8 protein-coding genes and 1 tRNA gene are annotated in these 12,713 nt (G+C 41.4%); 4 read left to right on the top strand and 5 right to left on the bottom strand.

Annotated features, from left to right (window positions below; translation table 11 throughout):
• Positions 1 to 90 precede the first annotated feature (90 nt).
• On the top strand, positions 91 to 1,080 hold the full coding sequence (gene tsf / locus D7V92_RS00045; protein WP_005859480.1) for a translation elongation factor Ts: 990 nt from the start codon (positions 91 to 93) through the stop codon (positions 1,078 to 1,080).
• 155 nt (positions 1,081 to 1,235) lie between these two features.
• On the opposite strand, the gene D7V92_RS00040 is transcribed toward tsf, so the two are convergent.
• From D7V92_RS00040 to D7V92_RS00025, 4 genes are all read right to left on the bottom strand, one after another.
• Positions 1,236 to 2,429, bottom strand: a complete 1,194-nt coding sequence (locus D7V92_RS00040) for a pyridoxal phosphate-dependent aminotransferase (RefSeq protein WP_005859478.1) — start codon at positions 2,427 to 2,429, stop codon at positions 1,236 to 1,238.
• An 81-nt stretch (positions 2,430 to 2,510) separates the two neighbouring features.
• Positions 2,511 to 3,728, bottom strand: a complete 1,218-nt coding sequence (locus D7V92_RS00035) for a bifunctional 3,4-dihydroxy-2-butanone-4-phosphate synthase/GTP cyclohydrolase II (protein WP_005859476.1) — start codon at positions 3,726 to 3,728, stop codon at positions 2,511 to 2,513.
• Between the two features lie 2 nt (positions 3,729 to 3,730).
• Positions 3,731 to 5,677 carry an LptF/LptG family permease gene (locus D7V92_RS00030; RefSeq protein ID WP_048927139.1) on the bottom strand — a complete coding sequence of 649 codons (1,947 nt, stop codon included), beginning with the start codon at positions 5,675 to 5,677 and terminating at the stop codon, positions 3,731 to 3,733.
• A gap of 102 nt (positions 5,678 to 5,779) precedes the next feature.
• A complete protein-coding gene (locus D7V92_RS00025) occupies positions 5,780 to 6,163 on the bottom strand; it encodes an START-like domain-containing protein (RefSeq protein WP_005867543.1) in 384 nt (127 codons plus the stop codon).
• Between the two features lie 203 nt (positions 6,164 to 6,366).
• On the opposite strand from D7V92_RS00025, the gene D7V92_RS00020 reads away from it, so the two are divergent.
• Positions 6,367 to 6,440: transfer RNA gene (locus tag D7V92_RS00020), tRNA-Met, on the top strand.
• Positions 6,441 to 7,152: 712 nt separating this feature from the next.
• Here the strand turns inward: D7V92_RS00020 and D7V92_RS00015 are convergent.
• On the bottom strand, positions 7,153 to 8,085 hold the full coding sequence (locus tag D7V92_RS00015; protein WP_008772802.1) for a FimB/Mfa2 family fimbrial subunit: 933 nt from the start codon (positions 8,083 to 8,085) through the stop codon (positions 7,153 to 7,155).
• 596 nt (positions 8,086 to 8,681) lie between these two features.
• On the opposite strand from D7V92_RS00015, the gene D7V92_RS00010 reads away from it, so the two are divergent.
• Positions 8,682 to 10,550, top strand: a complete 1,869-nt coding sequence (locus D7V92_RS00010; RefSeq protein WP_232428557.1) for a response regulator — start codon at positions 8,682 to 8,684, stop codon at positions 10,548 to 10,550.
• 341 nt (positions 10,551 to 10,891) lie between these two features.
• Positions 10,892 to 12,289, top strand: coding sequence for a fimbrial protein (locus D7V92_RS00005; RefSeq protein WP_233572767.1), 1,398 nt, complete (start codon positions 10,892 to 10,894; stop codon positions 12,287 to 12,289).
• Positions 12,290 to 12,713: the final 424 nt, after the last annotated feature.

Raw genomic sequence — 12,713 nt, 5'->3', positions numbered from 1 at the left:
AGTTGGCTTTTGACAGGATTTGTCAATTGGCAACTGTCCATTGTCAATTTTTGAAAGTATAAACATTTTAAAGATAAAGGAAATAAGATTATGGCTGTAACAATGGCTGATATTACCAAGCTGCGCAAAATGAGTGGAGCTGGTATGATGGACTGTAAGAAGGCTTTGACTGAGTCTGACGGTGACATCGAGAAAGCAATGGAAATTATCCGTAAAAAAGGACAGGCTATCGCCGCTAAACGTTCTGATCGTGAGGCTGCCGAGGGTTGTGTGTTGGCTAAGAAGGATGGCGAGTTCGCCGCTATCATCGCTTTGAAGTGCGAAACAGACTTCGTGGCTAAGAATGAGGACTTCGTAGCTTTGACTCAGGCTATCTTGGACGCTGCCGTGGCTAACAAATGCCGTACTTTGGACGAGGTGAAAGCTTTGCCTATGGGCAAGGGTACTATCCAAGAAGCTGTTACGGATCGTAGCGGTATCACTGGCGAGAAAATGGAGTTGGATGGCTACTGCGTAGTTGAAGGTGCTTACACTACTGTATACAACCATATGGGTAAGAACCAACTTTGTACGATCGCCGCTTTCAACAAGGAGTCTGAGGAAGCCGCTCACAATATCGTTATGCAGATCGCCGCTATGAACCCGATCGCTATCGATGAGGCTGGTGTTCCTGAGTCTGTAAAAGAGAAAGAGATCCAGGTTGCTATCGAGAAGACGAAGGCTGAGCAGGTACAGAAGGCTGTAGAGGCTGCATTGAAGAAGGCTGGTATTAATCCTTCGCATGTAGATAGCGAGGCTCACATGGAAAGTAACATGGATAAGGGCTGGATCACGGCAGAGGATGTAGCTAAGGCTAAAGAAATCATCGCTACTGTTTCCGCTGAGAAGGCGGCTAACTTACCTCAACAGATGATCGAGAATATCGCTAAGGGTCGTCTAGGCAAGTTCTTGAAAGAGGTTTGCTTGTTGAACCAAGAAGACATTATGGATGGCAAGAAGACTGTAAGAGAGACAATGAAGGAGATCGATCCTGAGTTACAAATCTTGGCGTTCAAACGTTTCACTTTGCGTGCTGAATAATTGCGGTAACGTATTTGATATAGAGAAAAAGGCGGTACAACCCAATGTATCGCCTTTTTTATGAAGTATAGCTTACTTGCCCATAGAAGATATACTTACTTGTCCAATGCAGTATATCTTACTTTGCCAAGTAAGTATATCTGTTTAATTTTTTCTTATTTCAATGCGGCCAACGCATCCTTAATACGTTTGATCGCCTCTGCGATATTCTCATCGCTGGTAGCGTAACTCATGCGGATACACTCGGGTGCCCCGAAAGAGGTACCACCTACGCAAGCTACGTGCGCTACTTCTAAGAGATACATAGCTAAGTCATCAGCGTTGTTGATTACACGGGTTCCATCTGTCTTGCCGTAATAATAACTACATTTGGGGAATAAGTAGAAGGCGCCTTCCGGTTTATTCACCTCGAAGCCCGGAACTTCTTTCGCTAAATTAACGATTAAGTCACGGCGGCGTTCGAAGGCCTTACGCATTTCCTCAACGGGTTCTTGTGAGCCTGTATAAGCCGCTTCCGCCGCTTTTTGAGATACGGAGCAAGGGCCAGAGGTATATTGTCCTTGTAATTTATTAACCGCTTTCACGATCCATTCCGGTCCGGCGATGAAACCGATACGCCAGCCAGTCATCGCATACGCTTTGGAAACGCCGTTTACGATAACCGTACGGTCTTTCATTCCTTCGATAGAAGCGATGCTGTTGTGTTTACCAATATAGTTAATATGTTCGTAGATCTCATCCGCTATAACGATGATATCCGGATGTTTTTTCAATACTTCCGCTAAACCTGCCAATTCCTCGGCGCTGTAAACAGAACCCGTCGGGTTGGAGGGAGAGCAAAGGATTAACGCTTTAGTCTTAGGTGTAATAGCGGCTTCCAGCTGAGCTGGAGTGATCTTGAAATCTTGCTCGATACCAGCCGGAACGATAACGGGAGTTCCTTCCGCTAACTTCACCATCTCCGGATAGCTTACCCAGAAAGGGGCAGGGATGATAACCTCGTCCCCCGGATTTACCAATACCATGACCGTGTTACAAACGGATTGTTTGGCACCGTTTGCACAAGAGATCTGGCCTGCTGTATATTCCAGTCCATTCTCGTTCTTCAATTTGGCAACGATAGCATTACGTAATGCCGGATAACCCGCTACGGGAGAATAACGTGAGAAATTATCGTCAATCGCCTTCTTCGCGGCTTCTTTAATGAAGTCGGGAGTATTGAAATCGGGTTCTCCCACACTTAAGTTGATAACATCGATACCTTGAGCTTTCAACTCACCGCTCTTTTGTGACATCGCCAATGTTGCTGAAGGCGATAAACTCGCTAAACGATCTGAGACTTGTGTCATGACATTGCTTTTTGTATAGGTTGTTTTATTATTATGCGACAAAAGTAATCAATAATCGGAATTCTTGCAACGTTCTGATAACTATTTAATGTTATGCAGCACATGCCCCATACGTTCTTTCTTCGTTTTCATGTAGAATTCGTTGTATGGATTTGGTTTCACCTCGATAGGAACGTTCTCTACTACCTCAAGTCCGTAAGCTTCCAGACCTACGCGTTTTACCGGATTATTGCTCATCAGGCGCATTTTCGTTACGCCGATATGACGTAAGATCTGTGCTCCGACACCATAATCTCGCTCGTCCGCTTGATGGCCTAAATGCAAGTTCGCGTCCACCGTATCCAAACCATCCTCTTGGAGCTTGTATGCTTTCATCTTCTCCATCAATCCGATGCCTCGTCCTTCTTGGTTCAGGTAAACGATAACCCCTTTGCCTTCTTGGTCGATGCGGCGCATAGCCTCGTGCAGTTGCTCTCCGCACTCGCAACGCATGGAACCGAAGATATCTCCTGTAGCGCAAGATGAGTGCACGCGTACTAAGATAGGCTCGTCTTTCTCGAATTTACCCTTTATCAAAGCTATATGCTCTAATCCATTGCTTTTCTGGCGGAAAGGAATGAGACGGAAATGTCCGTACTCGGTAGGGAGATCTACCTCTACGCCGTTCTCTACGATCGATTCGGTCCGGAGGCGATAAGCGATCAGGTCCTTGATGCAAATAATCTTGATATCGAATTTCTTGGCTACCTCGATTAATTGCGGCAGACGTGCCATGGTTCCATCCTCGTTAATGATCTCGATCAAGGCTCCGGCGGGATATAAACCGGCTAACCGGGCCAAATCCACGGCAGCCTCTGTATGACCCGCACGGCGAAGTACGCCACGAGAGCGGGCACGGAGCGGATTGATATGTCCGGGACGTCCCAGATCGGATGGCTTGGTCTTTGGATCAGCCAGCGCCAAGATCGTTTCCGCACGGTCGTACATGGAAACGCCGGTCGTACATTTCCCTCCTAATTTATCTACTGTTATCGTGAAAGGAGTACCTAGTAAAGAGGTGTTATTGGCAACTTGCATATCCAGCTCCAACTCTTGGCAACGTTCTTCCGTGATCGGGGCGCATAATACACCTCGTCCGTTTTTCAACATGAAGTTGATTTTTTCCGGGGTTACTTTCTCGGCCGCGATGATAAAGTCTCCTTCATTCTCCCGGTCCTCGTCGTCTACAACGATTAAGAACTTTCCTTCACGGAAATCCTCGATAGCTTCTTCGATGGTGTTTAATTGAATCTCGCTCATATTTATTGATTATTTATATCCGAGTTATTTTTTAGCAAATGTAATGAATATATCATATTGATCAGCTCCTTACTGGTCTTTTGTACCATGACGATATCATGCCGTAGCAATTTACGTTGGTACGTAGCCAATAGGTAGATCGGCAATCCCAGTGGGAAGAAAATACCGATAGCCAAGGCAAGTTTCCCGTTTATATGCTTGCTTAGCTTATTATTGTAACCTCCGATGACCGGGTAGTCCATCAATTTATTCAGGAGTAAATTCTGGTCGGAATTACTTAATTCCTCCACGATATTTTCCGTGTCCTGAGCTAACAGTTCCGCTGTGTTATCTTTTCCGCCTTGTTTCCAAAATGTCAGATAATTGATCCAACGTTTATGGTTTGCCAGATAAGTCGTGCTTTCTTCCACTAATTTCTCCAGTTGAGGAAGGGTTGCCTCATAATCGGGGGTGTATATGATAACCTCTTTCCGCTCCACTTTTCTCCCTTCACGCTTACCTATTAAGTTCTTCAAGGCATTCACGTAAGTGTCGGCATTCAAGATAACAGAATCTTTTACCGCTTTATAGGTTAGGAATATACCCATAGGTGTTAGGACCACGGAGCTAAGCCACATACCTTCCCATGCGTCCCAAACGCCGTCGCGTGCCATCTTGAAGCCCATATTATCTATAATATAATAGAAGATAAACAAGATTACCGAGATAACGACCGGTACGCCCAACCCACCTTTACGGATGATGGCTCCTAAGGGCGCTCCGATAAAGAAGAACATGATGCAAGCGAACGATACCGTGAATTTCTTATGCCATTCCGTCAAGTGGCGGCGTACCTTATAGGCCTCGTCGCCAACCGTGGCCGCGCGGAAATAATAGTCGGTCTTGATATTCTCGATCGAGGATTTGGCTCGGCCTAATAAAGCCGCTTTACTACTCGGTGCCTGCGCTTGGTAAAGACTGTCGAAATCCAACTGGATGGTAGGAGTGATTACCGGCAATTTTTCCTGCTGCTCGTCTGGTTGCCCCTCGGCTTCACTCTCTTTTTTAGCTCGTAAGGACTTTAGTGTTTTTACGTATGAGGCATCGTAAATGCTTTTTGCGTTCACGTCCTTGATGCTATCCAAGCGTACGCCCATCGAATCGATAGAGGTTTGTAAATCCTTCAAGTTTTTTCCCATATATTGGTTCTGCATGAAAGATTCGTCGGTACGGTTGAAATTCGCGTCGAATTCAATCAAGATATCTTTGCTGCTGAATGATTCTCGTCGATAGGGGACGGCGGTTCTCGCTTGCGTCGTGTTGGCTTGGCTTTTACCTACGTTCTCGAAAGATTCTCCGTTAAATAAAGATAGGACAAGGAATAATTTATCGGCGGATGTCTTTAGCCGTCCGGAGTCCGCTACGATTACACGGGCGTTATTGAATCCTTCCGAATAATCATAGATCATCACGTCTTTTAATAAACCGTCCTTCGGGTCCTTTTTCTTCACATATACATTGAATCCGGGAATATCTTTGTAGAATGAACCTTCCGGAATATCCAATTCCGGTGATTTCTGGCGCATGGAATATAATAATGTATATAGCTTGACTTGGACAACGGGCATTACGTTGTTTTGGAAGAAAAAGGCGCCCACGCTCACAAATAGTAGCGTTACGATCAAAGGACGCATGATATGTATCAATGATACCCCAGCAGACTTCATGGCCAGTAATTCCAGACGTTCCCCTAAATTTCCAAAAGTCATTAATGAGGCTAATAGAATAGCCAAGGGAAGTGCCATCGGGACAAGAAACAAAGCCGCATACATAAACATCTCCGCTAATACAGGGATGCCAAGGCCTTTTCCCACCATATCGTCGATGTATCGCCAAAGAAATTGCATCAACACAATAAACAGACAAATACCGAATGTCATAAGAAACAACGGCAGGAATGTCTGCAGCATAAATGTATATAATCGTTTTATTCTCAACATTGCCTAATCTGGTTGAAGTGGCAAAAGTAGTGTAAAAAACGATAACACCCCACAGATTTCTGTAAAACTACTCTAAATACCAAGCGTTCGCTTCAAATCTTCCACTTGCGAGTCCCATAAATTAATGGAATCTTTTTTCTCCCCGGGTTCGGAGAAATCCGTAATCTCAAGTGCCGTAGAACCTGTTAATTCGATTGTATGGATTATAAATTCGAAATAAGCGCTCTCATCTTCCTCGTCTACCCAGCGGTAACGGATAAAGTTCTCCGGCTTGGAGTCGATCACTGTTGCCTCTTGGGCCTCTTTACTCCATTTAAAGGTATAGAGATTATCATTTATAATGACCTCGTCGGCGAACCAAGCGGAAAGTCCCAAAGCGGTGGTTAGGTGATTCCACAAGCTTCGTCGTGAAACTTTATCGAAAATGTATTCGATATGAAACTTCTCTTTCTTCATTGTTCTTATCCTTATATTTGCCGCAAGATACATAAAAGATTTGAAAACGACTAATTTTAATGATGAAAAAAGTAACTAATAACTAACTGATTAGGTGGAGGCCTTAAAAATTAAGCGAATTTTTTTATTGAAAATGTTGTGTAATTCAAAAATAACCCCTACTTTTGCACCGTCAATAAGAGAAACAGTGACAATAAAATGATGGCGAGATAGCTCAGCTGGTTAGAGCGCATGATTCATAATCATGAGGTCCCCGGTTCAATCCCGGGTCTCGCTACCTAGAAAAGGAGGTCGATTTTTCGATCTCCTTTTTTTATGTCCTTTTTTTTTGCTGTCAGATGGTCTTTGGGGAGGATAAAAAAACCTGAACAATCTTTCTCGTAAACGATCTTGATTGTTCAGGCAAAATAATTATGTAACCTCGCGGTTATGTTAATTAGGTTTGCCTACATCATAATTTAAGGGTAATTATATATGTAAGCAGGGTCATAGGGTAAAATTTCGCAAATTGCTTTGCTTGATTTATAAATACAAAGATATGTATGTCTAAATGTTTTGAGTGATGGTATTTGTCTCAATAGAAGAATGTATTTCTATCATATAAATAACGCACGCCTCGGAAATCATCTGAAGCGTGCGTTTAGCATATAAAATTTAAATCTAGTTACCCTTGTTTATGTAGTGACCCTGCTGTGATTTTTATATGCTTACCCTAATGTCTGTTGCGAATATATTCATAATATTCATAGGTTGTATCTTTATTTGATCGGTATTTATATCAGCTTAGTGTGTAAAATTATCAACAGGTGGAGTGAACCTTGTGATGAAGCGGGTTTTCATTAGTATTTAAATAAAGTTAAGACGGTGTTCGTGTCAATATCATGGGTATTCCTATCACGGAGAATGCGGTTTTTGAGAGAAAAACAGCGCACGCCCGAAATTCTCTAATCTCGTGACGTGCGCCAAAGCATATAAAAATTGAGGGTATCTTAATTCATTGTTATATGTTGGATAACGGTTGCCCAGTCAGCAATTGTAATATTAGCCGAAACTTCTCCGGAGTACTTGAAAGTGATCTCGGTGCGTTTTCCGGGGGTTGCAGCGAATAATTCTCCATTTTTGTCTTTTTCGCTAGAAAAAATAAGATTGCCGTCCTTGTAAAGCTCTACCGTTATATTTTGAGCCGGAAAAATGGCTTGGGTTTCTGTTGTCAAATTACCTTTTTCGTCAAAAGAAGCGGGGAAAGCGAATTCAACCTCTTCTCCTGTTGGGTTGCCATTGTAGTCCAATGAGCTTTTTGTATTTTTAATTCGATATTCAAAATTTCCGGCATTACTCCCTAGATACTTGATCAGTCCTTTTGTTGAAAGCTGGAAAATTGAAGTTTTGCGAATGATTTGTAATTCGTTTGATACGGTGGATTTTGTTGAAGAGTTCTTATGAAGCGTAACTTGTCCATAGAACAAATCGCTCGGAATATTAGCTATGCCGTTATTCTCTTTTAGGCTGACTTGCAAATCGGATATAATATTGGCTTTGCTCATGTTTGAAATCTCTTCGTTTCCAGAATTGATTCCACTCCATGCGATCACGGTTATGTCATTACTGTTCGGACAGTTAATGTCTATAGCCCGGCGAGATAAAATTGTAGATTTGTTTACATTAATCTGCTCGAAGAAATCGTTGTTTTGATCGAAGACAAATAATGTAGCTCCATTCACCTCTCCCTTGGTCGTAATGTCGTTACCATCTGAATTCATTGCTTTTAATACCACGGAGAATGGTACTTCGGCTTGTTCAATAACCTCACTCGTTGTTGCTACTACGTCATTTGAATCATCCGTGCAAGCGGAGAATGACAAAACTGTGAAAATAACAGAAACCGCAAATACGCAATTTGCGAAAAAATTACCCTTTTTCATGACCCTACTTTTTATATGCTTTACCCTTAATCTAAGTGACTTGGTTTTTTTTGACCGCCCCTCAACGGTCTTCCCTTATCACTACATCGCGAATGTATGTATAAAAATCATAGGTTGTATCTTTTATGATGGGTATTTTTATCAAAAAAGTGGGTAAAACTATCATTGTACTTCTATATTCCTTTATTGATGCATGTTTTGGATGATGCTTAAATAATGTTAATGGGTTTATTCCTGTTAATTTGAGTGGTAAATATATCATCGCTAGTCCTTATTGATAGCCTTGCCTCTGTTGTGTGATAGGAATGCGGTTGTTGTTAACGTCTATTAAAACGATAGTAAAAAACGTTCGTTTAAATCTTGCGTTTTCATGTGTATAAATTATGAAGTCTCATTGATAATCATGTTATTTTTTTATTATTTTTATCCAACTGAATAACTGAAATTTAAATAAAATTTTTGACCTTTGTAAGGCTGCAAAAAAGTTGAAGATAAAAACGCAAGATTTAAACGAACGTTTTTTACTGGCGTTTTATATAAATAACATCTTAATAATCAATGATATGAGATCAAAAGGTTTTAAAGCGAAATTTATGATGGCATTTTGGGGCTTGTTCGTTGAAGCTCATTATATTGCTGCGAACAATGATACAATGGAGGGCTCTCAAGGAATTCTACCTTTTATCATTTTACTGATAGTGTCCATAGGTGTAATAGCTTTTTTGAGTTATTATATGTATAGGTTGAAGAAAGAGAATATTGCCAAAGATGGTGAGCTTATGGCGAGAAACGATGAGCTTCTTCGGTCTGTCGATGCGTTAAGCGTAAAAAATCGGGAGATCCAACAAATGTTGGTCAATAAAATCCGTGAGACTGATAATTGGAATAGGGATAATGAGGTAGAACGGGAGGATTTGAAAAAGCGCCTTGAGGAAATGGAAAAGCTCCATAATTCGTTTTTTGCTGAAACGATTCATGAAATGCGTACTCCACTATCGCTTGTGCTTGGTTCGTTGAGTGAGCTGTTACAACGTAAAAATGATATTGACTCTAGTGAAGCGACTCAATTATTGTCTGCTTACCGTAATACCTTGGCTCTTCAAGACCTTATCGAGCAATTGCGAAATACCCGTCATGGAGATGACGTGGCAAACCATCTTCGGATAGCTCGTTATGACATGATCAGTATAACAAAGCAGATTTGTGATTTATTCGTGGACTGGATAGCCATGAATAATGTGGAATTTCATATTAATACCCAAACCTCTGTTCTTTGGGTCTGGATAGATCGTCGGAAGATGGAGTTTGCCTTGCGTGTACTTTTATCTAATGCGTTAAAAAATACCTACCGCTTTGGAAAGATCTCGATCAATATTTCCGTGGTGCGCTCGAATGGCAAGGCTTATTGTTCTTTCTCTATCAAAGATGATGGGTTAGGAGAAAGCGAAAGTACCCGTTTGGGTTTGAAACAGATCGTGGATATGACAGAATCCTCCGGCGCTATTTTCGAAGGAATTTCATCGGAGGACGAGACGGGAACCCAATATACGATATTGATTCCTTTGGGGAGAAGCCATTATATGGAACGTGCCGTGGAATTCATCGAGCCGGATGGTGATCTGGTAAAGCTGAATGAGATGCAGAAGGAGGAGATCGCCGAGTTGATCCAAGTTGTTCCGAAAAAGAAAGAGACCGGGAAGAAAATGTTGGTGATTGATGACAGTGATCAGATCCGTTGGTTCCTGCGTCATGTTTTTGCCAGTGAGTATCATGTTTCGGAAGCTCATAATGGCCATGAGGGTGTAGAGATCGCACGAGCTGAACGGCCGGATCTTATTTTATGTGACGTGATGATGCCCGTTAAAGATGGGCTTGCTACCTGTCGTGAAATCAAAGGCATCCCAGAATTAGCGCAAGTGCCAGTTGTCTTGCTAACCGCAAAGGTAGAGAGTGAGGATGTTATAGCTGGCATTGAATGTGGCGCCGATGATTATATAACCAAGCCATTCGATGTAGAGGTGCTACGAAGTAAGGTAAACAGTTTGTTGAAACGTAGGGATGAGATGAGACGTTTCTATACGTCGAGTCCTGTAGGTGCGCATCCCGAGGTAGAGAAAACGGTAAAGAAAGATGATTCCCCTTCCAATCTTTTTATGGATGCGGTTATCTCGACGATCGAGAAACATTTGGATGACCCTAGTTTTGAGGCGAAGATTTTGGCGGATTCTTTAAACATGAGTCTCCCTACATTATATAGAAAGATAAAACTCTACTCGGATAGTAGTATATTGGAGCTTACCCGTATGGTACGTTTGAAGAAAGCCGCCGAACTGATCAGTATGCAGCGATACTCTATCCAAGAGGTTTCGGAAATGGTCGGCTTCAACGATACCGCCACTTTCCGTAAGCGTTTTACGGAACAATACGGCGTCACTCCTTCACAGTATCTGCCGGGTAAGAATTAATCGTTTTGCCATTTCCCGAAAATCGCCGGGGAATGGCAAAATTTTTTAGTTGTTTTTTGAAGCGATATTTTTCAACCTCTTTTTGATAGCCTTACAACGGTGCTAATCAGCCCGGAAATATCCCGAATGAAAATTTATAGTTTTACCTCTTATTTATGAAAGTAACACCTATTTACTTTTTTTTATAGTCCAAATACCTTTGCGATGTCATCAACGAACAACAGATTGGTCATGGGGAAGATTTGAACAAAGCGTTCTTGTTATGTGACTGAAAATGTAAAAAGTGATTGAGAAAGAAAGGTTTATATAAAAGATTTATTAACTCATAAAATTATATGTATATGAAACTTAGAAATTTATTATTCGGGACAATGATCGCTTGCGCGTTCGCGGCTTGTTCAAACGAGGATGATCCTATTCCTAGCGTGGATCCGACACCTACACCGGAAGCAGGCACCGCTGATCTTACCATTGTGGTGAAAAACTTAACAAAGAGCACACAGACAAAAGCCAACGGGGATGAGAACGCCAAGGAAGGCGAAGCTACGATTTACAACTTGTTTGTAGCTCTGTATAATGAAGATGGAACATTCTTACAAGTTAGTGATCTTGCGGTTAATAAGGATGAAGAGTCAACTGATTCAAACAATGAAATCAAATTTGAAGGATTAAAAGCGGGCGCAAGCTATCGCGCTTTAGCTTTCGCAAATGTTCCAATGGAAGCTCTTACCGCAACCGCTAACTCTTTTGAGTTGACATCTGATTACTATGTCCTTTCCGGAGAAGGAGCAAATGGGTTGCCTATGAGTAGTGGTATCAGTCCAGTATTCACACTAGCCGAAGGTGAAAATTATTATGGTTACTCGAACACTACAGGAGGAAACAGCATTGAATCTGGAAAACCTTTAGGATTAATTAGAAATGTGGCTCGTGCGGAATTGAGTGCTCTTTCTTTGGATATGACTCAAGTCAAGGTTAATAATATTCAAAAATACAAATCAGGAACAATTAAGTTTGTACCTAAAGATGTTTTTGTATTACATGGTCGTAAAAAAGCGAATGTGGCAGACCAAAGCATAAATAATAATCTGTGGTTCAATCTGCCAAATAGGGTTTGGGGTAATATTGCCGCTACTTATGAAACAGCTAATGGAGATGATTATTATTCCGGAACTAACGCTAGTAGCTCATTCGGTCGTTTTGCTGGAACTGTCGATGCGACTAATTATATAAAGGCATTGAGTACAACAACAAAAACATATACTCAGGATTGGACTGGTGCTACTATTTCCGGAGATAAAGAAATTGCTCTTGCTAACTCTTTATATTTTTATGTGTTGCCTAATGATCAGACAAAAGCGGCCAGAGAACAAGAAGATCCGGAAGAAGAAGGCCCGGCTTTCGTCTTGGATAAAACAACTTTGGCATCCGAATTGGTAATCAGTGGTGAAGTTTATATAAAAGCTATAATGAACGATAACACATCTTGGACATTCGGCGAAGAGAGTACTCCTGTATTGCGCTATTGGCCGATAAAGATTGGTATCGATGGATTAGATAGTGAAGACACATATTATGGTCAGGTACATAGAAACGTGGTTTATAACATTTCTGCTACTATCGCAGGTAATGGTTATGCAGATCCTACTCTTCCTAAGGGGGATCCTACAGCCGACTTGTTTGTAAAGACAATGGTTATGAATTGGGGTACAGCCACTCAAGCTCCTGTTATCGAATAATACTTATTCTTTGAATAATAATCAAAAGGCATTCTCTATCAACAGGGAATGCCTTTTTTGTTATAAATATAATATATCAATGCCCGTTGGCAAAGTTAGAAAGTTAAAAGATTTATGTTTAAGAAGTTGTTCTCTCCGGACATGCACCGGACATCGTTCTATGTGTAAATAATCCAAATCATCTACCATATCTACCATTATTTATATAATCTTTTGATTGCGAATAATTTATCTCATGGTGGTAGATAGTGAACATCTACCACTACAAACTTCGATCTACCATCATTAGGCTACCGAAAAGATTAGCTCGAACAATTACTACTAACGATAAATAATGTATAACATTCTGTCTTATGCTGATATAGGTAGACACATTCAATAACAATAAAATGTGTAATTATTATGCGCAAAAAACATGAGCATT

It is taken from the genome of Parabacteroides sp. CH2-D42-20 (assembly GCF_003670185.1).
GTDB lineage: Bacteria > Bacteroidota > Bacteroidia > Bacteroidales > Tannerellaceae > Parabacteroides > Parabacteroides distasonis.
This window is presented reverse-complemented; position numbering and strand designations above follow the sequence as displayed.